Genomic DNA, 20,924 nt, shown 5'->3' on the forward strand with positions numbered 1-20,924 from the left:
TTGGCGGACGCCGCCCCCGCGATCCCCGCTTGGACGCTGGCGCCGGCGCAGCCGGCCGACCGTGCCGCGCTGGCGGCGCTGATCGACACCGTGCTGGCCGCCAGCCCGGCCCTCACGCGGGCCCAGCAGGCCCTGCTGCGCGCCCATGCCCAGGACCACCTGCACGGCTGGCTGGATGCCGCCCAGGCCGGCGGGGTCAGCTGCCATCTGCTGGCCCGCGGCCCGCAGGACGAGGCGGTGGGCATGGTGCTGGTGCGCGAGCACTGGCAGCTCTGCAGCCTCTATGTGGCCCCGGACTGGCAGGGTCGGGGCCTGGGCCGCGCCCTGGTGCAGGCGGCCTGGCGGGCCAGCCACGGCCGCACCGACCGGCCGCTGCTGCGCCTGGTGGCGGCCCCCGGTGCCGAGGGCTTCTACCGCCACCTGGGCTTCCGGGCCGTGCGCAGCCTGCAGACCCTGCCGGAGGGCTTTGTCGCGATGGGCCTGCCGTTGGACGGCGACGATCCCTTCACATGAACGTGCGAGACTGACGGCCCGCCACGCCAGCCCGGCGCGGCACCGTGCTGCTGCCTCTCGCCGTGACCTCTGCCGACCTGTCCGCCCCCACTTCCGAAGACGCCCTGATGTTCGAGCTGGCGCCGGTCTCGCTGTGGCTGGAGGACTTCAGCGGGGTGGCGGCCCTGTTCGCCCAGTGGCGCGCCCAGGGCGTGAGTGACCTGCGCGCCTGGCTGCGCGCGGACCGTGCCCGCGTGGCGGCCTGCACCCAGGCCATCCGGGTGCTGCGGGTCAACCGCCGCACGCTGGAGCTGTTCGGCGCGGCCAGCCAGGACGAGCTGCTGAGCCAGCTGGGCCGCGTCTTCCGTGACGACATGCTGGACCACCACATCGAGGAGCTGGCCCAGCTCTGGGCCGGTGCGCTCAGCTACAGCAGCCAGACCGTCAACTACACGCTGGACGGCCGCCGCCTGGACGTGGCGCTGCAGGTGCGGGTGCTGCCCGGCCATGAACAGGACTGGGCCCGGGTGCTGTTCTCGCTGGAGGACATCAGCAGCCGCGAGCAGGCCCTGCAGGCCCGCCAGCACAGCGAGCGCTATGCCCAGGGCCTGTTCGAGCACTCGCCGGTTTCGCTGTGGGTGGAGGACTTCAGCGCCGTCAAGCGCCTGATCGACGACGTGCGGATGCAGGGCATCACCGATTTCCGCGTCTTCACCGACGTGCACCCCGAGTTCGTCGAGCGCTGCATGGCCGAGATCCGCGTCGTCGACATCAACCGGCAGACCCTCACCCTGTTCCGCGCGTCGGACAAGGCCACGCTGCTGCACCGCCTGCCCGACATCTTCCGCGACGAGATGCGCCGCCCCTTCACCGAGCAGCTCATCGAGCTCTGGGAGGGCAAGCTCTACCAGCAGCGCGAAACGGTGAACTACGCGCTGGACGGCGAGATACTGCATGTGCACCTGCAGTTCGCGGTGCTGCCGGGCCATGAGCACGACTGGTCGCTGGTGCAGGTCTCGCTGACCGACATCACCGCCCGCAAGAAGGCCGAGGCCTATCTGGAGTTCCTGGGCAAACACGACGCACTGACCCGGCTGCGCAACCGCTCCTTCTTTGACGACGAGCTCAACCGCCTGGAGCGCAAGAACGTGCAGCCGGTGGCACTGCTGCTGCTGGACCTCAACGGCCTCAAGCAGATCAACGACGAGCAGGGCCACCGCGCGGGCGACGCCCTGCTGCGCCGCGTGGGCGAGGTGCTGGGCCAGGCGGTCGAGGCCCCGTCCACGGCGGCCCGCATCGGCGGCGACGAGTTCACCGTGCTGATCCCCGGCGGCGACCAGGCCGCGGCCGACGCGCTGATCGCCCAGCTGCAGGGCCTGGTGGACATCAACAACCAGTTCCATGCCGGCACGCCGCTGGCCTTCTCGGTGGGGGTGGCCATCTCCCGCCCGGGCGAGCGGCTGGAGGCCGCGCTGCACCGGGCCGACAAGCAGATGTACCAGCAGAAGAAGGCCTACTACCAAGGCCTGCCGCACGACCGCCGCGGCCAGGACGCCACGCCGGACTGAGCCTCGCCCTGTCTGCCGCAGGGGCTTGCGTCAGATCAATCCGGGGCCGGGGCCGCGCCACCAGACTTGCCGGCTTGGGCGGGCCGACGGGGGTCCGCGCGGAGCCTTGTCAATGAGCACCCCCCACGCGGCCACCGGCGGACCACAGGACTTCTACCAGGATCTGCACCGGGCCTTCGACGCCACGCTGGCGCTGCACCAGGGCCGACCCGATCTGCTGCCTGCCCTGCTGGCCCAAGCCTTCGACAGCTTCCATGGCAATGTGGCCATCCAGTGCGAGGACGAGCCGCCGCTGGCCTGCCACCGCGGCTGCGCCACCTGCTGCACCCTGCGGGTGAGCGCCACCGTGCCCGAGGTCATGCTGGTGGCGCGCTTCCTGCGCGCGGTGCAGCCGGCCCTGCAGGCCCGCGGCATCGACCTGGTGGCCCAGCTGCGCGAGGCCAACACCCAGACCGAGGGCCTGGACGAGGCCCGGCGCGTGGGCCTGCGCCAACGCTGCCCCTTCATCGCCCAGGGCGTCTGCGTCATCTACCAGGTGCGGCCGCTGGCCTGCCGCGGCCATGCCTCGCACGACGTGAAGGCCTGCGTGGACGCGGCCCGTGGCGCGCGCGACGAGGTGCCCTACAGCGCCGGCCACCACCTGCTGCGCGCCCTGGTGCAGAACGCCCTGCAATCGGCCCTGCGCGAAGCCGGCCTGCCCTGGGGCAGCGTGGAGCTCAACCAGGGCCTGCTGCTGGCACTGGACACGCCCGAATCCGAGGCCCGCTGGCTGGCCGGCGAGGACGTGCTGGCCGCTGCCGCGGTGCACGAGGTGCCGGCCGAGGAAATGGCCGCCGCCTTCGATCGCCTGCGCCCGCACTGAGGGTGATTCCTGGCCGCGGACGCCAGGGTTCCCCCGGAGGAGGCGGCCGCTGGCGCCGACCTAGCATGACGGCATGGACAAGCTCGATGCCTCTACCCTGCGCGCGAGCCTGGAAGAACTGCCGCACTGGCAGCTGGAAGAGGGGGGCCTGGCCATCCGCCGCAGCCTCCGCTTTGCCGATTTCAACCAGGCCTTCGGCTTCATGACCCAGGTCGCCCTCCATGCGGAGCGGCACGACCACCACCCGGAGTGGTTCAACGTCTACAACCGCGTGGACGTGCGCCTGACCACCCACGACGCCGGCGGCGTCTCCGGCAAGGACCTGGCCCTGGCCCGCCACATCGACGCGGTGCATGCCGCGCTGACCGGGGGGCAGCCATGAAGACCCAACTTCCCCCGGTGCGGCCCGAGCCGCCCACCCTGCACGGCCTGGCCGCTGGCGAGGCGGGCCGCCCGCACAGCGCCGACTGGACCATCCCCCAGGACTGGGCGGCCTACACCCCGGCCGAACACGCCACCTGGGCCACCCTGTTCGAACGCCAGTGCCGGCTGCTGCCCGGCCGCGCCTGCGACGCCTTTCTCAAGGGCCTGGACGCCCTGCCCATCGCGCCCGACCGCATCCCCGATTTCGAGGCCCTCAGCGAGGTGCTGATGAAGGCCACCGGCTGGCAGGTGGTGGCCGTGCCCGGCCTGGTGCCCGACGAGGTCTTCTTCGACCACCTGGCGCACCGGCGCTTCCCGTCCGGCCAGTTCATCCGCCGGGCCGACCAGCTCGACTACCTGCAGGAGCCCGACGTCTTCCACGACGTCTTCGGCCATGTGCCGATGCTGATGAACCCGGTCATGGCCGACTACATGCAGGCCTACGGCGTGGGCGGGCTGCGGGCCCAGCGCCTGGGCATGTTGGCCGAGCTGGCGCGGGTCTATTGGTACACGGTGGAGTTCGGCCTGGTGATGCAGCCCGAGGGCCTGCGGCTCTACGGCGCGGGCATTGCCTCGTCCTACAGCGAAAGCCGCTTCTGCCTGGACGACCCCTCGCCGCACCGCGTGCGCTTCGTGCTGGAGCGGGTCATGCGCACCCGCTACCGCATCGACGACTTCCAGGAGTGCTACTTCGTGCTGCAGGACCTGGATGAACTTCTGGCGCTGGCGCGGGTCGACTTCGGGCCGGTGTATGCGCAGGTGGCCGGGGCCCAGACCTTCGAGCCCGGAGCCCTGCAGCCCGGCGACACCGTGCTGCACCGCGGCACGGGCGCGTACCATCGCGACCGCCGCCCGCCGCACTGACGCCGCCCCGGGCGGCGCCGGCTTGGAGTCCGGGCGGCGCACGGAGCAGGCATGTGGCAAGGGATCGGTGAAGGCGCCCGCGGGCGTGGATGGGGCTGGCGCATGGGGTTGACCGGTGCGCGGGGCGTGCTGGGGGGCTGGCTGCTGGCCGTGGCCACGCTGGCCGCCGCGGCACCACCTGCCGCCTCCCCGGCGCCCCAGGCGCTGACCCTCGCCCGTCCCGAGGGCCCGCGCCGCGTGCTGCTGGCCGTGCCCGACCATGCGCCCGCCGGCCCGCGTCCGCTGGTCATCCTGTTGCACGGCCATGGCGGCTCGGCCGCCCAGATCCTGGGCCTGGCGCGCACCGCCGCCCCCTTGTCGCAGTGGCTGGCCATCGGCCAGCGCGAGGGCCTGCTGGTGGCCGCGCCCGACGGCTTGGCCGGCGGCGACCAGAAGTCCGGCTGGAACGACTGCCGCCGCGACACCCAGACCAATCCCACCTCCGACGATGTGGGCCTGATCAGCGCCCTGATCGACGAGGCCGTGGCGCATCACGGGGCCGATCCGGCGCGCGTCTACCTGATGGGCATGTCCAACGGCGGCATGATGGCCCTGCGCTACGCGATGGAGGCCGGTGACCGCCTGGCCGGCGTGGCCGCGGTCAGTGCCTCCATGGCCACCGACAGCCGCTGCCCCTCCATCAAGGCCCCGCTGTCGCTGCTGATGGTGGGCGGCACGGCCGACGGCATCGTGCCCTGGGACGGCGGCCCGGTGGGCAAGCGGCAGGAAGGGCGCCGCGGCCGGGTCATCGGCGCCGAGGCCACGGTGACCCGCTGGCGCGAACGCGACGGCCTGTTCGGTGAGCCCGCGCGCAGCGAGTCGCTGCCCCACCGCGATCCGGCCGATCCCACCCGTGCCCAGCGCACCGTCTGGGGCGCCCAGCCCGGCGGCCTGCAGATCGAGCTGCTGCGCATCGACGGCGGCGGCCATGTCGAGCCCAGCGTGGCCCACCGCGTCTCGGCGGCCTACAGCCTGCTGGTGGGCCGCCAGAGCGCCGACCTGGAGGTGGCCGACGAGGCCTGGGCCTTCTTCCGCGACAAGCGGCGCGGCCTGAGCCGCTGAACCCCACCGGAGCGACCGCCATGGCCACCGATGCCGATTTCCTCCAGTTCGTGCTGGACCAGCTGGCGGGCACGCCGGGCATCACCCACCGCAAGATGTTCGGCGAGTACGCGCTGTACCGCCACGGCAAGGTGGTGGCCTTCCTGTGCGACAACCAGTGCTTTCTCAAGCCCACCGAGGCCGGCCGCGCGCTGCTGGACCCGGTGGTCGACGGCTTTCCCTACCCCGGGGCCAAGCCGCACTTCCTGCTGAGTGACGAGTTGGAAGACCGCCAGCGCCTGGCCCAGCTGATCTGCGCCACGGCCGATGCGCTGCCCGAACCGAAGCCACGCAAGCCGCGCGCCACGCCGGCACGCTGAGCGTGCCGCGGCCGCGGGGCAGCGCGGCGGGGGCAGGTGGCCGCTTCAGCCCACCTGGAACACGTTGACCGTGCGCGAGAGGGTGGTGGCCTGACTGGACATCTCCTGCGCCACCGAGGCCGTCTCTTCGACCAGGGCGGTGTTCTGCTGCGTCGCGTGCTCGATCTCGGTCATGAAGCCGTTGACCATCAGGATGCCCTCGCTCTGCGAGGTGGTGACCTGGGTGATGTCCTCGATCATGCCGTGGATGCGGTCCACGCTGGACACGATCTCGTCCATGGCCTGGCGGGCATGGCCCACCAGCGTGCTGCCGGCCTCGGCCTTGGCCACGCTGGTGTCGATCAGGGCCTTGATCTCCTTGGCGGCCTCGCCGCTGCGCTTGGCCAGGCTGCGCACCTCGGCGGCCACCACCGCGAAGCCGCGGCCCTGCTCGCCGGCGCGGGCGGCTTCCACCGCGGCATTCAGGGCCAGGATGTTGGTCTGGAAGGCGATGCCGTCGATCACGCCGGTGATCTCGCTGATCTTGCGGGCCGACTGGTGGATCTCCTCCATCGTCACCACCACCTGCGACACCACCTCGCCGCCGCGGGCGGCCACGCCGGTGACCTCGGTGGCGAACTCGCGCGCGTGGTGGGCCGATTCGCTGCTCTGCTGCACCGTCGAGGCGATCTGGCTCACGCTCGCTGCGGCCTGCTGCAGGCTGGCCGAGGTCTTCTCGGTGCGCTGGCTCAGGTCCATGTTGCCGGTGGCGATCTCGTCGCTGGTGGTGGAGATCTGCCGCGCCACCGACTGCACCCCGCCGACCAGGCCCGCGACCTTGTCCAGGAAGCTGTTGAACACCGCGGTGACCTCGTGCAGCTCGGCCTGGGCGGGTGGCAGCCGGCGCGAGAGGTTGCCGTTCTCGGCATTGAGGTCGTGCACCGCCTGCTGCATGCGGTCCAGCGGTTGCAGGATGGCCCGCACCGTCATGGCGCCCAGGCCCAGCAACAGGCCCAGGCTGGCGGCGATCACGCCCCAGGTCAGGTGCTGACCCCGGGCCAGCTGGGCCTCGGTGTCGGTGCGCAGGCTGCCGGCCGTGGCTTCGATGGCATCGCCCGCGGCGCCCATCGAGGTCTCCAGCGCGGCGAAGGCCTTGGCGAAAGTCGCTTGCGCCGGCGCTTGATCCGGTTGCGCCAGCGCCGCGCGGGCCGCGGCCAGATAGCGTTCCGCGTCGGCCCGGGCCGTGTCCAGCGCACTCAGCGCGGCCTGGGGCAGGGCGTTGATCCGCGCGGCCGCCAGGCTCTTCTGCAGTGTGGCCATATGGCGTTCGCCGTCGGCCCGCGCCTCCTTCAGTGCATCGGTCCCGTCCTTGCCCTGCGCGTCCGAAGCCCCCAGCACGTCCGCCCGGATGGCGTCGTGCATCATGTCCGCGACCATCGCGTCGCGCACCGCATCGGCCGTCTGCTGCAGCGCCAGTGCGGCCCGCCGCGCCTGGTCCGCATTGCGGTGGGCCAGAGTGGCCACGCTCAGGGTGGCCACCACGGCCAGCGCCACCAGGGCGTACAGCCGGTGGCGGATGCTCATCTCGCGCAGAATCGTCATGTCGTCCTGCCTCCATGCGGCCGCCCAGCCGCCACAGCGAGTGGGGCCACGGACCTCGGGAAAGTCTGAGGCAGGTGTCCGCCTCTGAGACCCTGGAGAAGCGCCCGTGCGCCGGTCAGTTGTGCCGTTTGCAGTGCGGGAGTTCACGGTGCCCCTAGGGGCAGGCAGGAGGGCGCGATGCCTCTTTCGTTCAGCGGCCACTGCCTGTGCGGCGCGGTCGGCTTTCACACCGAAGGCCCCAGCCTGTGGGTGGCGCACTGCCATTGCCAGCGCTGCCAGCGCGCACATGGCGCGGCCTTTGTCACCTGGGTGGGCTGGAAAGCGGCGCAGGTGCGCTGGCAGGACCCGCAGCAGGCTCTGCACTGGTACCTGGCGGAAGCGACCGGCGCCGAGCGCGGCTTCTGCCGTCACTGCGGCAGCCCCATGGCCTTCCGCTCACCGCGCTACCCGGGCGAACTGCACCTGGCCCGCGCCCTGTTCGACGGCCCGCTGGACCGCGCACCGCAATCCCATGCCTTCCACGCCAGCCATGTGGACTGGGTGCATGTCGCGGAGGAGCTGCCGGTGGATGAGGATCCGCCTTCTGGCGGCTGAGGCGCGACAGGGGGCGAGGGGGCCGTCTTTCCCTTTGGACGCCCCTGTCGGGAATCAGGTCCGCGGAGCGGCCGGGGCCTGGCAGCCGGCGGACTGGCCCAGGCCCTTGAGGTAGGCGCGCCGGACGGTGCCGGCGGCGATGGCCGAGGAGACCGCGCGGGCGTGGCGCTCTGCGCCGGTGAGCTTGCGCACCCAGCCCCGGAAGGGAATGACGCCTTCGGTCGTGCTCCGCACTGCGCCGATCGCCGCGTCGCCGGCGGCCCCGGCGCCCTGGTCGAGCAGGCTGGGATCGTCTTCGCTGCGGGGGGCGTCCAGGTCGGCGCCCAGCACCGCGTCCAGGGCCTGAATGTCGGCCGCCAGGGCCTGGCAGGAGCGGTCGGCCGGCAGCGCGTAAGGCGCCTTCTGGGCCGCCTGCAGCAGCGGCGGGATCTTGTCCTGGACCAGGTTGAGGTCGCTCAAGGGGGCGACAGCGGCCTGGGTCAGCCGGGTGTCCGCGCCGGGCGCCGCGGGGGTCGGGCTTGATGAGGCCGGGTTGCTGGGCGCCGATGCGCAGGCCGCGACCAGGGCCGTGAGGGTGAGCAGGGGCAGGACGTTCAGGGCGGACATGGGGACCGAGGGGGAAGCAACGGAGTCCCCGAGGTTACCCCCGCGGGCTGGGGGTCGGGCTTGCGCCCGGTCGCTCAGAACGTCCGCACCACCGGTTCGTCCTCCCCGAGGGTGACGGTGGCCCGGCACAGGCGGCCTTCGGCGTCGTACTCGTAGCGGTGCTGCATCTCGGTCTCGCCATAGACGCGCTTGTCGATGGCGACGAGGCGGCCAGCGCTGTCGTCGCGGGCCTCGAACCATGTGTTGCGGTGGCGCAGGTCGGCTTCGGCCAGTTCCTCGGTCAGCGTCAGCGGCAGACCGGCGCCGCGGTAGGTGAGGAAGTAGCGCAGGGTGTCGCTCATGGGGTGGGGGCGGCTGGTCCCACCGGCGTGGCCGGCAGGGCGGCGCGCAGCAGCTGGGCCAGGTGACGGGCCTCGCGCTGGGCGCCGTCGTGGATCTGGTGGCGGCAGCTGGTGCCGTTGGCCAGCAGCCAGGTGTCGGCACTGGCGGCCCGCACGGCGGGCAGCAGCTCGGCCTCGGCCATGGTCATCGAGATGGCGTGGTGCTCGGCCTCGTAGCCGAAGGCGCCGGCCATGCCACAGCAGCTGCTGTCGATGAACTGAACCTGCAGCCCCGGCACGCCGCCCAGCACCTTGCGCAGGGCCTTCATGGCGCCGAAGGCCTTCTGGTGGCAGTGGCCGTGCACCAGCACCGGCGGGCTGGGGTCGGGCAGGGCCTGCCAGGGCAGTTCGCCGGGCTTGAACTCGCGGGCCAGGTACTCCTCCAGCAGCCAGGCCTGCTGGGCGGTGCGGGTGGCGGCTTCGCCCAGGCCCAGGGCCAGGGCCTCGGTGCGCAGCAGGGCCATGTCCACGCCGTTGGGGCACTCGCGCTTGCAGCCCTTGCAGGCCACGCACAGGTCCAGGGCTTCGTGCAGGCGCGGGTCCTCGAAGGGACGCTCGCCCAGCTCACCGTCCAGCGCGGCGCGCAGCATGGCGGCGCGGTGCTGGGTGCTGTGGCTGCTGTCCTGCGTGGCGCGGAAGCTCGGGCACATCACGCCCTTGGCGTCGGTGCGCTGGCAGCTGCGGCTGCCGATGCAGACCGCCGCGGCCTTGCCGAAGCCCGCGCCGTGGGCCGGCAGATGGGCATAGGCATCGCCGGCGCCGTAGGCGTCGTAGGCCGTCCAGTCGAGCTGGAGCGAGGGTTCCTGCATGGCGGGCGGGCTCGGTGTCGGTGTCAGGCCGGCGTGTCCAGCACGGCCTTGAGATTGACCGTGACGTTGTTCTTGATGGCGGCCTGGAAGGGGCAGATGCCCTGGGCGCGCTGCACCAGGTCGTCGGCGGTGGGCTGGTCCAGCGGGCCGGCCAGGTAGACCACCATCGACAGGGCCATGCGGTAGCCGCCCGCGAAGTCCTGGAACTGCGAGAGCTTGGATTCGACGTAACAGCCCTTGACCGGCAGCTTGCCCTGGCGGGCAACGTGGCGCACCGAGTGATCCAGCGCGGCGGCCAGCGCGCCACCCATCAGCATCTCGGGGTTGGGGCCAGGGGTGGCGTCGGGGGCGCCGCCCATCTCGGGGGGCACGCTCAGCTTGAGCTTGAAGCCGCCGTCGTCGCTCTGCATCTGGCCGCCGCGGCCGCCCTGGCTGAGCATGGTGGTGGAGTAGACGAGGTCCATGGTGTGCTCCGTTCAGACGGTCTTGCCCTTGAGCAGGCGGGCCCGCTCGCTGGGGGAATAGTGGTTGAACAGGCCCTGGGCGTCGGCGGCGCGTCGGTTGGACAGGCGGATGGCCTCGATCTTGCCGGCCGGGGCGATGCGCGAGACGGCCTTCTCCAGCGTGGTGCTGCCGCAGTGCGGGCAGGTGGGCACGGTGCTGGCGCGCACCAGCAGCTCGAAGTCCGACCCGCATTGCGGGCAGTGGTAGTCGAAAAGCGGCATGGCTCAGGCTCCTGCAACAGGGGTGGATGGGACGCACTGCGCGGCGGGCGCGGCGCAGTGTTCGAGGGGCGAGGCGCAGCCCTCCAGGCTGGCGCGGGCGGTGCTGGCGGGCGTCAGGCCCACCCATGCATCGACCTCGGCGGTGTCGAAGCCGACGCAGCGGCTTTCGTCGTCCAGGCGCTGCATCAGCGGCCGGCGGATCAGCAGCGGCTCGGCCAGCAGCAGGGCCAGGGCGGCGTCGGCGTCCAGGGCCTCGGGCTGCACCTCGCCGCTCTTCACGCGCGGGGCGGCCCGGTTGAACCACTGGGCCACCGGCAGCGGGGCGAGAAAGGCCAGCAGGCGCTCGCGGGTCCAGGGCTCGGCCAGCAGGCTGCGCACCTGCAGGGTGTGGCCGGCGGCCAGCAGGACGGCCTTCTGGCGGGCGTTGCCGCCGCAGCCGGGCTTTTCAAAGAAGAGCAGGGCGGTCATGCGGATCTCCTTCAGGCGGCCTGTCGGGTGGCGGTGCGCAGCAGGCGCAGGCACTCGAGGGTGGCGGCCATGTCCAGGGCGCTGAAGTCGTCCTGGGTCCGCCGGTGCGGGTCGGCGCCCAGGGCCAGCAGGGTGGCCACCACCTCGGCCTTGCCGGCCGAGGCGGCGTACATCAGCGCGGTGGCGCCGGTGAGGTTGGCGTGGTCCAGCGGCACGCCGCGGGCGGCCAGCGCGCGGATCAGTCCCGGCTCGCCGTTCACGCAGGCCAGCCACAGGGCGTTGTTGCCGTCGGCGTTGGTGGCGTCCAGCGGCACGTCCAGGGCCAGCAGCTCGTCCAGCACATGGTGGGCGCCGCGCCAGGCGGCGTGCATCAGCGGGGTGTTGCCGTGCGGCCCGGGCGCGGCGGGATCGCTCGGGTCGAAGCCCTGGGCCGTGAGCCAGGCGGCCAGGCCCGCGGGCACCGGGCGGGGGGCGGTCGTGGTGGATGCCGTGGTCGGGGCCGCCGGGAAGACGGCTTCCAGCGGCTGCGGGCCGTGCAGCCGGCCCCCGCCGTCCACGGCGCTCCAGCCGCCGATCAGGTCGGCCACCTCGGTGAAGCCGAAGTCGGCGAACATGCCGGCCCAGGTCTGGCTGGCGTTGCCGTGGCAGCAGTAGATGAAGACCGGCCGGCTCTTGCGCTCGCGCATCAGCAGGGCTTCGTGGTTGCGGCCGTCCAGCCGGGTGCAGCCAGCCAGGTGGCTCATGGCGTGATGCCGGGCCTCGCGGGCGTCCAGCAGCAGGGCGTCGGGCCGGGCCTGCAGCCAGGCACCGGCCTGGGCCGCCGTCAGGCGGTGAAAAGGTCGCTCGTTCATGCGGGGCTCCTGGAGGCGTCGGCCAGGCGCTCGGGCCAGGCCGGCAGGTGGGCGTAGGGCGCCGTGGTGGCGATGCGGCTGTCCGTCAGCGCACGGCCGATGGTGAAGTGGTAGACCGACTGCAGGGCGGCCTGTGGCGCGGCGGTGGGTGTCAGGCCGATGAGCTGGTGCAGGGCGTCGTCGAAGAAGCAGCCGATGCCGGTGCCGGCCAGGCCCAGGGCCTCGGCCTGCAGGTACAGGGCCTGGCCCAGCAGGCCGGCTTCCATCAGCCGTTCGCGGTAGGCCCAGGGCGTGGGCAGGGGCTGGAACTCGGCCAGCAGGGCCAGACCCAGGATGGCATCCGAGCCCAGGGCCTGGTGGCAGTTCAGGGTGCGCAGCGTGCCGGCCAGGGCCGGGTTGGCGGCCAGGCGCCACAGCGGCAGGTCGGCCGGCGCCTCGGTCACCGGCGCCCAGTCCAGCGACACCGGCAGCTGGCGGCGCAGCAGCGTGGCTCCGACCTCGCTGCGCGGCAGCAGGTAGGCGCCCGGTTCCAGGCCGTTCACCCGGTGGGCGAAGAGCAGCACGTGCACATGGTCCGCCTCTGGCAGGGCGGAGAAGGGCAGGCGACCGGGCAGCAGGGCCTGCAGCAGGGGCCACAGCGCCGTGCGGTCCAGCCGGGCCTGGGCGTCGAAGCGCTGGGCGCTGCGGCGTCGGCGGATCAGGCTGGCGGCCGGCTCGGGTACGGCCTGCGGCGGGGCGGTGGTGGTCTGCGACAGGGGGCCCTCGGCGGTGGCCGCGCCCGCTGTGGGCCGGGTGGCCTCCAGGGTCTGGTCGATCACCGGCCAGCGGTACATCGGGTGCGCGTCCAGCCGGTTGGCCTGGCCCTGCCACAGCGGCTGGCTCAGCCAGTCCCCCGGCAGAGGCGCCGCGGTGGTGTCGGGTGGCCGCAGCTCGAACAGCAGCTCGGGCTCCTCGCGCTCGGCGCCGCCGGGGAAGTCCATGTCGCGGTCCAGACCCAGCCAGGCGGCCAGATCCGCCGCGGCCACCGGGCGAGGCTGCAGCTGCCAGCCCTGCAGCGCTGCGGCATAGGCCAGGGCGCCGGCGGCGTGGCCGGCGTCCAGCAGGCAGTAGCGCAGGGAGCGCTCGCCGTACTTCCAGGCCTCGCGCCAGGCGATGCTGCTCAGAGCCACAAAGACGCGTGGCGATGTGGGCGCCGGGCCGGCCGGCAGCGCGGCGCGCAGCTCCAGCGCGTGTTCGTGCGGGGCGTAGTGGTGCACGCCATCGGCCAGGCCGGGCACGCCCTGGCACAGCAGCCAGCCCTCGGTGGGGTGCAGGTTGCCACTGGAGGGGTTGATGCGCACCGACCAGCGGTCCGGTCCGGCCTGCTTCCAGGCGGCCAGGGCCAGGCTCAGCTCGAACAGCGCGCCCAGGCTGGCCGGGCCGAAGGGCTGGGCCACCACGGCGCCAGGCCGGTGCAGCGCGTCCCAGGGGGTGGCCGGGTTCTGGGCAAGCAGGGGCAGGGGCTGCAGCGGAGCCCCACGGTAGCGGCGGAAGGGGTCGGGCTGGGCGTCCCAGTCCAGGGTCTCGGGGCCGTTGGCGTAGCGCTCCAGCCGGTGCTTGCTGCGCTCGTGGTAGGCCGCGGCCAGCGCCGTGCGCTGCACGCGCAGGGCGTCGTCGGCCGGGGAGAGCAGGGTGTCAGGCATGGGGGGCCTCCGCCACGCGTTGGGACAGGGCCAGCAGGCCGCTGGTCTGGTCGGTGATGGCCTGCACGGTGACCGGCTGCAGGCGCTGCAGCCAGCGCGGCGGCAGGCCGCTGGCGCCGCAGCGGGCGCCGGCCAGCATGCCGACCAGGGCGCCGGTGGTGTCGGCGTCGTCGCCCTGGTTGACGGTGGCCACCAGGGCTTCCTCGAAGAAGGGGTGTTGCGTCAGATGGTGCAGCACGGTCTGCACCGTGTCCACCACATAGGCGGTGGCGCGACCGGGGTAGGGCGTGAAGCGGAAGGCGGGCTGGGCCAGCACCCAGGTCGCGGCCCAGCGGGCCGGCAGGGCCGGATCCTCGCTGTGCAGCAGGGCGCGCAGCAGCTGGCCCAGGCCCAGCGTGGCGGCGTCGGACAGCGGGTGGTGGTGGGTGATGCGGGCCTGGGCCAGCGAGACCTGCTCGAACAGCGCGTCGTCGCCCAGCGTGGCCAGGGCGGCGGGCAGGTTGCGCATCAGCGCGCCGTTGCCGCCATCGCCCTCGTTGGGTGGGCCGGCCAGCGTGCCCTCGTTCACATAGCGCAGGATGCCGCGGCGGCAGGTGTGGCCGCAGTCCACCGGCTTGCCGCGCCACCAGCGCACATAGGCCTGCGCGATGCCTTCGGTGAGGGCGGTGTCGCCCGCGGCCAGGCCGCGCAGCGCGCCTTCGCCACCCAGCAGCAGGGCGTCGCCCAGGGCCAGGCTCATGGTGGTGTCGTCGGTCACCTGGCCACGGGCCAGGCGCAGCCAGCCGCCGCCCACGATGTCACGGTGCACGCCGTACTGGGCCTGGATCTCGCGCGGGCGCATGAACTCGACGGTGGCGCCCAGGGCGTCGCCGATGGCCAGGCCCAGGTAGGCGCCCAGGGCCTTGTCGTAGAGCCGGGCGAAGCGGCCGTCGGTGTCAGACATGGACGATCTCCACCTCGACATCGCCGCCCAGGGCCAGCACCTCCTGCTCGCCCTGCAGCACCTGGCCCGGCAGCAGGCCGGGAAAGACCAGCAGCTTGCAGGCCGGCAGGGCGGTGCGAAAGACCGTGTCGCCGAAGCAGCCGGCCTCCGTCGCATCCAGGCTGAAGGAGACCAGATTGTTCAGGCGCAGCGTGCCCTGGCGGCGCAGGGGGCCGGGGCCCACGCGCTGTTCCTCGCTCAGCAGGGTGCCGCGCCAGAGCGTGATGTGGCGCGCGCCGGGCGCGCTGTGCCCCGGGATGCCGAAGCGCGCCAGGGCCCATTGGCAGAACTCGTACAGCAGGTCGAGCTGCTGGTGGATGTTGTTGTTGTGGTAACGGCTGGCGGCCTTCTCTTCCAGGTAGCGCACCCAGGGCGGCGAGGGAAAGCGGCCCAGCGGCGCGCGGTGAAAGCGCGGCACCAGGCCGAAGCGGCTTTCCACCCAGCCCTTGAGCACGGCGCCGGCCGGGCCGTTGGCGTCCATGCCCCAGCCCTGCAGCAGCTTGCGCCAGCTGCTGCGCCAGCGCCGCTGTTCGGCCGGGCCCAGGCGGGCCAGTTCGGCCGCATCAGGCTTGCGCAGGCCGAAGGCGGTGCCGAGGTAGTGGTCGAACATCTCGCGCGCCTCGTTCAGGCTGTCGGCGCGGGCCAGCAGCGCGAAAAGGCCCGGGTGGGCCTCGCGCGTGCCGGCGATGTGCAGGGCCTGCGGATGCGCATGGAAGGCGACGCTGGCCAGCACCGGGGCGGGCACGCCGACCAGGTTGGTGCTGTACCAGCGGTGCGGCTGCTCATCATCGCGCTCCATGTTGCACGGTATTCACCCAGCGACCGCCGCGGATCCGGCTTTGCCGGTCCGCCAGCGGTGCCCCCTCGAGGGGGCGGCCGAAGGCCGTAGGGGGTGGGCCATCAGACCGGTCGGTTCTCGTACAGATTGCGCACCGGGCCCATCAGCGCCAGGCCTTCCTCGTAGCTGATCTTCGGGAAGCTGTCGTTGAACTGCAGGGCCTTGTCGGCCACGGCGTCGGTCTTGCCGGCGGTGTCGAGCTTCTTGAGGTCGCCCTTGTCGATGTAGAGCAGCTGCAGCAGCTCGTTGTAGACGGTGGATTCGTCGATCGGCAGGATGTAGAAGGTCGCGCCGCCGTACTCGCACTGGTACTTCTTCGAGATGTCGATGTTGTCGACGAAGAGGAAGTACTTGCCGGTGGGCGAGAGGGTGTCGCCCAGCACCTCGGCCAGCAGCTTGAGGTACTCGAAGCTCAGCAGGAAGCCGGTCAGGAAGGGGAGGGTGCCCTCGCCGGCCTGGGCCACGGCGATGACCTGGTCCGACGAGATCTCGGGCGGACGGGCCTCGTCGGCCAGCTTGGCCTGGAACTTGAGCGCGATGTCACCGCGGAAGCCGAAGCGGCCGGGCTTGTGGGTGGCGGCCTTGAGCACGCTGTTGAGCAGGCGGCCTTCGGACTCGAGGCGGGCGAAGGCGGTTTCCTGGATGGTGGTCATGTCGAACTCCGGGTGGGTAGTGAAGCGGGAACAGCGGGAGACACGGGCACGCCGGCCGCCACGGCCGTGGAGGCGTGGGTAGCCGGTGTGGCGTGGGGGGCGACTTCCATCGGCCGGCCGGGATGGGCGCGCGTGGCGCCACCCTCCTCGGTGTTGCGGATGAAATCGGCGATCTTCCAGAAGGCGGCGTCCAGTTCGGCGCGCAGGCCCTCGTCGTCAATGCATTCCGCCAGGGCCTGGCGCATGCAGTCCATCCAGGCGTCGCGCGCGGCCGCGTCGATGGCGAAAGGCTGGTGGCGCCGACGCAGCATGGGGTTGCCGCGCTGGCCGCTGTAGTCCTTGGGGCCGCCCATCCATTCGCACAGGTACTGGACCAGCACGGCCTTGGTGTGGCTCAGGTCGGGCGCATGCATGGCGCGGATGGTGGCGGCCTCGGGCCGGCTGTCCATGGCGCGGTAGAAGGCGTCAACCAGACGGACCACGGCCGCCCGGCCGCCCACGCGCGCCCAGTGCGGGTTGGCGGGCGGGGCCGGTCGGACGGGGAGGGCGGGCGTGTTCATGGGCCCGGAGACTGCAAACCCCGTACCACCCAAGCCGAGTGGCCGCATCCGGCCCGCGCGGCGGGTCCGCGTGGCGGGCTCAAACCCCGGTGTTTCCCTGGGAGAACACCCGCGCCCGGCGCGCTGCCCGCGCGCGCGAGGCGCCACGCGGGCTCTGCGTCACAGGCCCGACAGGCTCACGTCGCGAACCTGTCTTTGTCGGATTTCGAACATTCCCCGTCGCGCCGGCTTGCCCGCCGTCAAGGCCAAGTTTCCCCATGAAAAACAAGCACTTGGCGACGTGGTGAGGACATGGCACGGCCGTTGCAATGACGAGGCTGCGCGGCACCCGTGTACGTCCCGGCAAGGCTTCAGAAGAAGACCACAGAGGCACCCAAGGCTGCAACGAGATCGCGACAAAAGCATGAGCCCTCAACCTCGGTTTCGCTAGATCACTTACTTGGAGATCGCAATGGCTGCACTTCGTCAAATCGCCTTCTACGGCAAGGGTGGCATCGGCAAGTCCACCACCTCGCAGAACACCCTGGCCGCCCTGGCCGAAATGGGTCAGAAGATCCTCATCGTCGGCTGTGACCCCAAGGCCGACTCGACCCGCCTGATCCTGCACGCCAAGGCTCAGGACACCATCCTGTCGCTGGCCGCGGAAGCGGGCTCGGTGGAGGACCTGGAGCTCGAGGACGTCATGAAGATCGGCTACCGCGACATCCGTTGCGTGGAATCCGGCGGCCCGGAGCCCGGCGTGGGCTGCGCCGGCCGCGGCGTGATCACCTCGATCAACTTCCTGGAAGAGAACGGCGCCTACGACGGCGTGGACTATGTGTCCTACGACGTGCTGGGTGACGTGGTGTGCGGCGGCTTCGCCATGCCCATCCGCGAGAACAAGGCCCAGGAAATCTACATCGTGATGTCCGGCGAGATGATGGCCATGTACGCGGCCAACAACATCTCCAAGGGCATCCTGAAGTACGCCAACAGCGGTGGCGTGCGCCTGGGCGGCCTGGTCTGCAACGAGCGCCAGACCGACAAGGAACTGGAGCTGGCCCAGTCGCTGGCCGGCAAGCTGGGCAGCAAGCTGATCCACTTCGTGCCGCGCGACAACATCGTGCAGCACGCCGAGCTGCGCCGCATGACCGTCATCGAGTACGCCCCGGAGAGCCAGCAGGCCGCCGAGTACCGCACGCTGGCCCAGAAGGTGCACGCCAACGCGGGCAACGGCACCATCCCCACCCCCATCACCATGGACGAGCTGGAAGACCTGCTGATGGAGCACGGGATCATGAAGTCCATCGACGAGTCGCAAGTCGGCAAGACCGCCGCCGAACTGGCCGCCTGATCACGGCCCCGGCCCGCACCGGGCCGGCGGCGCGTGCCGCCGCCCGGTGCCCCAACCCCCCGCGCTGGAACCTGACGGAGCATCCACCATGAGCATCACTGTTGAAGACCGCAAGGCCGAGAACAAGGCCCTGATCGACGAAGTCCTGAAGGCCTATCCCGAGAAGATGGCCAAGCGTCGCGCCAAGCACCTGGGCACCTACGAAGAGGGCAAGCCCGACTGCGGCGTGAAGTCCAACATCAAGTCGCTGCCGGGTGTGATGACCATCCGCGGCTGCGCCTACGCCGGCTCCAAGGGCGTGGTGTGGGGTCCGATCAAGGACATGATCCACATCTCCCACGGCCCGGTGGGCTGCGGCCAGTACAGCTGGGCCGCCCGCCGCAACTACTACATCGGCGTGACCGGTGTGGACACCTTCGTGACGATGCAGTTCACCTCCGACTTCCAGGAGAAGGACATCGTCTTCGGCGGTGACAAGAAGCTCGACAAGATCATCGACGAGATCCAGGACCTGTTCCCGCTGAACAAGGGCATCTCGATCCAGTCGGAATGCCCGATCGGCCTGATCGGCGACGACATCGAGGCGGTCTCGAAGAAGAAGTCCAAGGAATACGAAGGCAAGACCATCGTGCCGGTGCGCTGCGAAGGCTTCCGCGGCGTGTCCCAATCGCTGGGCCACCACATCGCCAACGACGCGATCCGCGACTGGGTGTTCGACAAGACCGATCCGAACAAGCGTCCGGACTTCGTCTCGACCCCCTACGACGTGGCCATCATCGGCGACTACAACATCGGCGGCGACGCCTGGTCCAGCCGCATCCTGCTCGAAGAGATGGGCCTGCGCGTGATCGCCCAGTGGTCCGGTGACGGCACCATCGCCGAGCTGGAGAACACCCCCAAGGCCAAGCTCAACGTGCTGCACTGCTACCGCTCGATGAACTACATCTCGCGGCACATGGAAGAGAAGTACGGCATTCCCTGGGTGGAATACAACTTCTTCGGCCCGAGCATGATCGAGAAGAGCCTGCGCGAGATCGCCAGCCACTTCGACGAGACCATCCAGGCCAATGCCGAGAAGGTCATCGCCAAGTACAAGCCGATGGTCGAGGCGGTGATCGCCAAGTACAAGCCGCGCCTGCAGGGCAAGAAGGTCATGCTGTATGTGGGCGGCCTGCGTCCGCGTCACGTGATCGGCGCCTACGAGGACCTGGGCATGGAAGTGGTCGGCACGGGCTACGAGTTCGCCCACAACGACGACTACCAGCGCACCACCCACTACATCAAGGACGGCACGCTGATCTATGACGACGTGACCGGCTACGAGTTCGAGAAGTTCGTCGAGAAGGTCCAGCCCGACCTGGTCGGCTCGGGCATCAAGGAAAAGTACGTCTTCCAGAAGATGGGCGTGCCCTTCCGTCAGATGCACAGCTGGGACTACTCCGGCCCGTACCACGGCTACGACGGCTTCGCCATCTTCGCCCGTGACATGGACATGGCCATCTCCAGCCCGATCTGGGGTCTGTCCAAGTCGCCCTTCAAGAAGAAGGCGGCTTGAAGCCAGGTTCGCCACCTGCCCATCCAACCTGAACCGTCTGGAGCGCCACCATGCCTCAAAACGCCGACAAGGTCATCGACCACGAAATGCTGTTCCGCGAGCCGGAATACCAGGAGCTGTTCAAGAACAAGAAGGAGAACTTCGAGTTCAACCACAGCGATGTCAAGGTCCAGGAGATCCGCGACTGGACCAAGTCCCGCGAGTACATGGAGAAGAACTTCGCCCGTGACTCGCTGGTCGTCAACCCCGCCAAGGCGTGCCAGCCGCTGGGCGCGGTCTATGTGGCCAACGGCTTCCACAAGACCCTGTCCTTCGTGCATGGCTCGCAGGGCTGCGTGGCCTACTACCGCTCGCACTTCAGCCGCCACTTCAAGGAGCCGACCAGCTGCGTGTCTTCGTCGATGACGGAAGACGCCGCCGTGTTCGGCGGCCTGAACAACATGATCGACGGCCTGGCCAACACCTACAACCTCTACAAGCCGGACATGATCGCCGTCTCGACGACGTGCATGGCCGAGGTGATCGGTGACGACCTGGACGCCTTCATCAAGAACAGCAAGCAGAAGGGTTCGGTCCCGGCCGAGTTCGACGTGCCGTTCGCCCACACCCCGGCCTTCGTCGGTAGCCACATCACCGGCTACGACAACGCGCTGCTGGGCATCCTGAAGCACTTCTGGGACGGCAAGGCCGGCACCACCGAGCCGCTGACCCGCGTGCCCGACGCGTCGATCAACTTCATCGGCGGCTTTGACGGCTTCGTCGTGGGCAACATGCGCGAAATCAAGCGCATCTTCGACCTGTTCGGCGCCGACTACAACATCATCTGCGACCCGTCCGAGGTGTGGGACACCCCCACCGACGGCGAGTTCCGGATGTACGAAGGCGGCACCACCAAGGAGACGGTCGAGAAGGCCCTGAACGCCAAGGCCACCATCGTCTTCCAGGAGTACTGCGCCGAGAAGACGATCAAGTACCTGAAGGAGAAGGGCCAGGAAGTCGTCGTGCTGAACTGCCCGGTGGGCGTGGCCGGCACCGACCGCTTCATCCAGGCCATCGCCGACCTGACCGGCAAGGACGTGCCGGATCAGCTGATCAAGGAACGCGGCCGCCTGGTGGACGCCATGGCCGACAGCCAGGCCCACCTGCACGGCAAGCGCTTCGCGATGTACGGCGATCCGGACCAGCTGCTGGGCCTGACCGAGTTCATCCTGGAGCTGGGTGCCGAGCCGGCCCACGTGCTGGCCACCAACGGCACCGAGGACTGGGCTGCCCGCGTGCAGAAGCTGTTCGATGCCTCGCCCTACGGTGCCGGTTGCAAGGCCTACCCCAAGCGCGACCTGTGGCACATGCGCAGCCTGATGAACGTGGAGCCGGTGGACTTCCTGATCGGCAACACCTACGGCAAGTACCTGGAGCGTGACACCGGCACCCCGCTGATCCGCATGGTGTTCCCGATCTTCGACCGCCACCACTACCACCGCTTCCCCACCTGGGGTTACGAGGGTGCCCTGCGCACGCTGGTGATGTTCCTGGACGAGTACTTCGAAACCCTGGATGCCAACACCATCATCCCGGGCAAGACGGACTACAGCTACGACATCATCCGCTGATGTGCCCCCACCGGCCCGCGGCCTGCCG

Annotated in this window: 24 protein-coding genes; 11 read left to right on the forward strand and 13 right to left on the reverse strand. The window is 70.7% G+C overall.

What is annotated here, in order from left to right:
* The 7 genes from LRM40_RS03585 to LRM40_RS03615 all read left to right on the forward strand — a co-directional run bounded on the left by LRM40_RS03585 (position 1) and on the right by LRM40_RS03615 (position 5,669).
* Positions 1-513, forward strand: a complete 513-nt coding sequence (locus LRM40_RS03585) for a GNAT family N-acetyltransferase (RefSeq protein ID WP_151122621.1) — start codon at positions 1-3, stop codon at positions 511-513.
* Positions 514-620: 107 nt separating this feature from the next.
* Positions 621-2,060 carry a sensor domain-containing diguanylate cyclase gene (locus LRM40_RS03590; RefSeq protein ID WP_151122820.1) on the forward strand — a complete coding sequence of 480 codons (1,440 nt, stop codon included), beginning with the start codon at positions 621-623 and terminating at the stop codon, positions 2,058-2,060.
* A gap of 112 nt (positions 2,061-2,172) precedes the next feature.
* Positions 2,173-2,922 carry a YkgJ family cysteine cluster protein gene (locus LRM40_RS03595; protein WP_151122623.1) on the forward strand — a complete coding sequence of 250 codons (750 nt, stop codon included), beginning with the start codon at positions 2,173-2,175 and terminating at the stop codon, positions 2,920-2,922.
* 73 nt (positions 2,923-2,995) lie between these two features.
* Positions 2,996-3,304 carry a 4a-hydroxytetrahydrobiopterin dehydratase gene (locus tag LRM40_RS03600; protein ID WP_151122625.1) on the forward strand — a complete coding sequence of 103 codons (309 nt, stop codon included), beginning with the start codon at positions 2,996-2,998 and terminating at the stop codon, positions 3,302-3,304.
* On the forward strand, positions 3,301-4,209 hold the full coding sequence (phhA, locus tag LRM40_RS03605; protein ID WP_151122626.1) for a phenylalanine 4-monooxygenase: 909 nt from the start codon (positions 3,301-3,303) through the stop codon (positions 4,207-4,209). Before LRM40_RS03600 ends, phhA begins: the two co-directional genes overlap by 4 nt.
* Before the next feature lie 51 nt (positions 4,210-4,260).
* Positions 4,261-5,310 (forward strand): CE1 family esterase, encoded by a 1,050-nt coding sequence (locus tag LRM40_RS03610; protein WP_151122628.1) that lies wholly within the window; start codon positions 4,261-4,263, stop codon positions 5,308-5,310.
* Positions 5,311-5,330: 20 nt separating this feature from the next.
* The gene (locus tag LRM40_RS03615; protein ID WP_151122630.1) at positions 5,331-5,669 is read left to right on the forward strand and encodes a TfoX/Sxy family protein; all 339 of its coding nucleotides are present in this window, start codon (positions 5,331-5,333) and stop codon (positions 5,667-5,669) included.
* A gap of 45 nt (positions 5,670-5,714) precedes the next feature.
* Here the strand turns inward: LRM40_RS03615 and LRM40_RS03620 are convergent, their stop codons facing one another.
* Positions 5,715-7,250, reverse strand: coding sequence for a methyl-accepting chemotaxis protein (locus LRM40_RS03620; RefSeq protein ID WP_151122632.1), 1,536 nt, complete (start codon positions 7,248-7,250; stop codon positions 5,715-5,717).
* A 177-nt stretch (positions 7,251-7,427) separates the two neighbouring features.
* Between LRM40_RS03620 and LRM40_RS03625 the strand changes: the two genes are divergently transcribed.
* Positions 7,428-7,844, forward strand: coding sequence for a GFA family protein (locus LRM40_RS03625; RefSeq protein ID WP_151122634.1), 417 nt, complete (start codon positions 7,428-7,430; stop codon positions 7,842-7,844).
* Positions 7,845-7,898: 54 nt separating this feature from the next.
* Here the strand turns inward: LRM40_RS03625 and LRM40_RS03630 are convergent, their stop codons facing one another.
* The 12 genes from LRM40_RS03630 to LRM40_RS03685 all read right to left on the reverse strand — a co-directional run bounded on the left by LRM40_RS03630 (position 7,899) and on the right by LRM40_RS03685 (position 16,398).
* Positions 7,899-8,450, reverse strand: a complete 552-nt coding sequence (locus tag LRM40_RS03630; RefSeq protein ID WP_231067709.1) for a hypothetical protein — start codon at positions 8,448-8,450, stop codon at positions 7,899-7,901.
* Positions 8,451-8,524: 74 nt separating this feature from the next.
* Complete coding sequence (locus LRM40_RS03635; protein ID WP_151122636.1) at positions 8,525-8,791, reverse strand: DUF6156 family protein; 267 nt, start codon at positions 8,789-8,791, stop codon at positions 8,525-8,527.
* Positions 8,788-9,639: a (Fe-S)-binding protein gene (locus LRM40_RS03640; RefSeq protein WP_151122638.1), complete on the reverse strand. Its 852-nt coding sequence runs from the start codon at positions 9,637-9,639 to the stop codon at positions 8,788-8,790. The genes LRM40_RS03635 and LRM40_RS03640 overlap by 4 nt, the downstream gene beginning before the upstream one ends.
* A gap of 23 nt (positions 9,640-9,662) precedes the next feature.
* Positions 9,663-10,103, reverse strand: a complete 441-nt coding sequence (locus tag LRM40_RS03645) for an OsmC family protein (RefSeq protein ID WP_151122639.1) — start codon at positions 10,101-10,103, stop codon at positions 9,663-9,665.
* 12 nt (positions 10,104-10,115) lie between these two features.
* Complete coding sequence (locus tag LRM40_RS03650) at positions 10,116-10,364, reverse strand: FmdB family zinc ribbon protein (RefSeq protein WP_151122640.1); 249 nt, start codon at positions 10,362-10,364, stop codon at positions 10,116-10,118.
* Between the two features lie 3 nt (positions 10,365-10,367).
* Positions 10,368-10,832, reverse strand: a complete 465-nt coding sequence (locus LRM40_RS03655; RefSeq protein ID WP_151122642.1) for an ArsC/Spx/MgsR family protein — start codon at positions 10,830-10,832, stop codon at positions 10,368-10,370.
* 11 nt (positions 10,833-10,843) lie between these two features.
* Positions 10,844-11,683, reverse strand: coding sequence for an ankyrin repeat domain-containing protein (locus LRM40_RS03660; RefSeq protein ID WP_151122644.1), 840 nt, complete (start codon positions 11,681-11,683; stop codon positions 10,844-10,846).
* Positions 11,680-13,365 (reverse strand): nitroreductase family protein, encoded by a 1,686-nt coding sequence (locus LRM40_RS03665; RefSeq protein WP_151122646.1) that lies wholly within the window; start codon positions 13,363-13,365, stop codon positions 11,680-11,682. Before LRM40_RS03665 ends, LRM40_RS03660 begins: the two co-directional genes overlap by 4 nt.
* Positions 13,358-14,308, reverse strand: a complete 951-nt coding sequence (draG, locus tag LRM40_RS03670) for an ADP-ribosyl-[dinitrogen reductase] hydrolase (protein WP_151122647.1) — start codon at positions 14,306-14,308, stop codon at positions 13,358-13,360. The genes LRM40_RS03665 and draG overlap by 8 nt, the downstream gene beginning before the upstream one ends.
* Positions 14,301-15,146, reverse strand: coding sequence for an NAD(+)--dinitrogen-reductase ADP-D-ribosyltransferase (locus LRM40_RS03675; RefSeq protein WP_151122649.1), 846 nt, complete (start codon positions 15,144-15,146; stop codon positions 14,301-14,303). The genes draG and LRM40_RS03675 overlap by 8 nt, the downstream gene beginning before the upstream one ends.
* A gap of 101 nt (positions 15,147-15,247) precedes the next feature.
* Positions 15,248-15,838, reverse strand: coding sequence for a hypothetical protein (locus tag LRM40_RS03680; RefSeq protein ID WP_151122650.1), 591 nt, complete (start codon positions 15,836-15,838; stop codon positions 15,248-15,250).
* Positions 15,835-16,398: a group II truncated hemoglobin gene (locus LRM40_RS03685; RefSeq protein WP_151122652.1), complete on the reverse strand. Its 564-nt coding sequence runs from the start codon at positions 16,396-16,398 to the stop codon at positions 15,835-15,837. Before LRM40_RS03685 ends, LRM40_RS03680 begins: the two co-directional genes overlap by 4 nt.
* A 451-nt stretch (positions 16,399-16,849) precedes the next feature.
* Here LRM40_RS03685 and nifH point away from each other — a divergent pair, with 451 nt between their 5' ends.
* From nifH to nifK, 3 genes are all read left to right on the forward strand, one after another.
* The gene (nifH, locus tag LRM40_RS03690) at positions 16,850-17,731 is read left to right on the forward strand and encodes a nitrogenase iron protein (RefSeq protein WP_151122654.1); all 882 of its coding nucleotides are present in this window, start codon (positions 16,850-16,852) and stop codon (positions 17,729-17,731) included.
* Positions 17,732-17,819: 88 nt separating this feature from the next.
* Entirely contained in the window at positions 17,820-19,286 is a 1,467-nt protein-coding gene (gene nifD, locus LRM40_RS03695; protein WP_151122656.1) for a nitrogenase molybdenum-iron protein alpha chain, read from the forward strand.
* Positions 19,287-19,336: 50 nt separating this feature from the next.
* A complete protein-coding gene (nifK, locus tag LRM40_RS03700; protein WP_151122658.1) occupies positions 19,337-20,896 on the forward strand; it encodes a nitrogenase molybdenum-iron protein subunit beta in 1,560 nt (519 codons plus the stop codon).
* Positions 20,897-20,924 lie beyond the last annotated feature (28 nt).

Origin of the sequence: Ideonella dechloratans (assembly GCF_021049305.1) — a bacterium.
GTDB lineage: Bacteria > Pseudomonadota > Gammaproteobacteria > Burkholderiales > Burkholderiaceae_C > Ideonella > Ideonella dechloratans.

Coding starts and splice junctions, on each gene's coding strand:
- LRM40_RS03590 (WP_151122820.1), top strand. CDS start 621: ATGTTCGAGCTGGCGCCGGTCTCGCTGTGGCTGGAGGACTTCAGCGGG.
- LRM40_RS03595 (WP_151122623.1), top strand. CDS start 2,173: ATGAGCACCCCCCACGCGGCCACCGGCGGACCACAGGACTTCTACCAG.
- LRM40_RS03600 (WP_151122625.1), top strand. CDS start 2,996: ATGGACAAGCTCGATGCCTCTACCCTGCGCGCGAGCCTGGAAGAACTG.
- phhA (WP_151122626.1), top strand. CDS start 3,301: ATGAAGACCCAACTTCCCCCGGTGCGGCCCGAGCCGCCCACCCTGCAC.
- LRM40_RS03610 (WP_151122628.1), top strand. CDS start 4,261: ATGTGGCAAGGGATCGGTGAAGGCGCCCGCGGGCGTGGATGGGGCTGG.
- LRM40_RS03615 (WP_151122630.1), top strand. CDS start 5,331: ATGGCCACCGATGCCGATTTCCTCCAGTTCGTGCTGGACCAGCTGGCG.
- LRM40_RS03620 (WP_151122632.1), bottom strand. CDS start 7,250: ATGACGATTCTGCGCGAGATGAGCATCCGCCACCGGCTGTACGCCCTG.
- LRM40_RS03625 (WP_151122634.1), top strand. CDS start 7,428: ATGCCTCTTTCGTTCAGCGGCCACTGCCTGTGCGGCGCGGTCGGCTTT.
- LRM40_RS03630 (WP_231067709.1), bottom strand. CDS start 8,450: ATGTCCGCCCTGAACGTCCTGCCCCTGCTCACCCTCACGGCCCTGGTC.
- LRM40_RS03635 (WP_151122636.1), bottom strand. CDS start 8,791: ATGAGCGACACCCTGCGCTACTTCCTCACCTACCGCGGCGCCGGTCTG.
- LRM40_RS03640 (WP_151122638.1), bottom strand. CDS start 9,639: ATGCAGGAACCCTCGCTCCAGCTCGACTGGACGGCCTACGACGCCTAC.
- LRM40_RS03645 (WP_151122639.1), bottom strand. CDS start 10,103: ATGGACCTCGTCTACTCCACCACCATGCTCAGCCAGGGCGGCCGCGGC.
- LRM40_RS03650 (WP_151122640.1), bottom strand. CDS start 10,364: ATGCCGCTTTTCGACTACCACTGCCCGCAATGCGGGTCGGACTTCGAG.
- LRM40_RS03655 (WP_151122642.1), bottom strand. CDS start 10,832: ATGACCGCCCTGCTCTTCTTTGAAAAGCCCGGCTGCGGCGGCAACGCC.
- LRM40_RS03660 (WP_151122644.1), bottom strand. CDS start 11,683: ATGAACGAGCGACCTTTTCACCGCCTGACGGCGGCCCAGGCCGGTGCC.
- LRM40_RS03665 (WP_151122646.1), bottom strand. CDS start 13,365: ATGCCTGACACCCTGCTCTCCCCGGCCGACGACGCCCTGCGCGTGCAG.
- draG (WP_151122647.1), bottom strand. CDS start 14,308: ATGTCTGACACCGACGGCCGCTTCGCCCGGCTCTACGACAAGGCCCTG.
- LRM40_RS03675 (WP_151122649.1), bottom strand. CDS start 15,146: ATGGAGCGCGATGATGAGCAGCCGCACCGCTGGTACAGCACCAACCTG.
- LRM40_RS03680 (WP_151122650.1), bottom strand. CDS start 15,838: ATGACCACCATCCAGGAAACCGCCTTCGCCCGCCTCGAGTCCGAAGGC.
- LRM40_RS03685 (WP_151122652.1), bottom strand. CDS start 16,398: ATGAACACGCCCGCCCTCCCCGTCCGACCGGCCCCGCCCGCCAACCCG.
- nifH (WP_151122654.1), top strand. CDS start 16,850: ATGGCTGCACTTCGTCAAATCGCCTTCTACGGCAAGGGTGGCATCGGC.
- nifD (WP_151122656.1), top strand. CDS start 17,820: ATGAGCATCACTGTTGAAGACCGCAAGGCCGAGAACAAGGCCCTGATC.
- nifK (WP_151122658.1), top strand. CDS start 19,337: ATGCCTCAAAACGCCGACAAGGTCATCGACCACGAAATGCTGTTCCGC.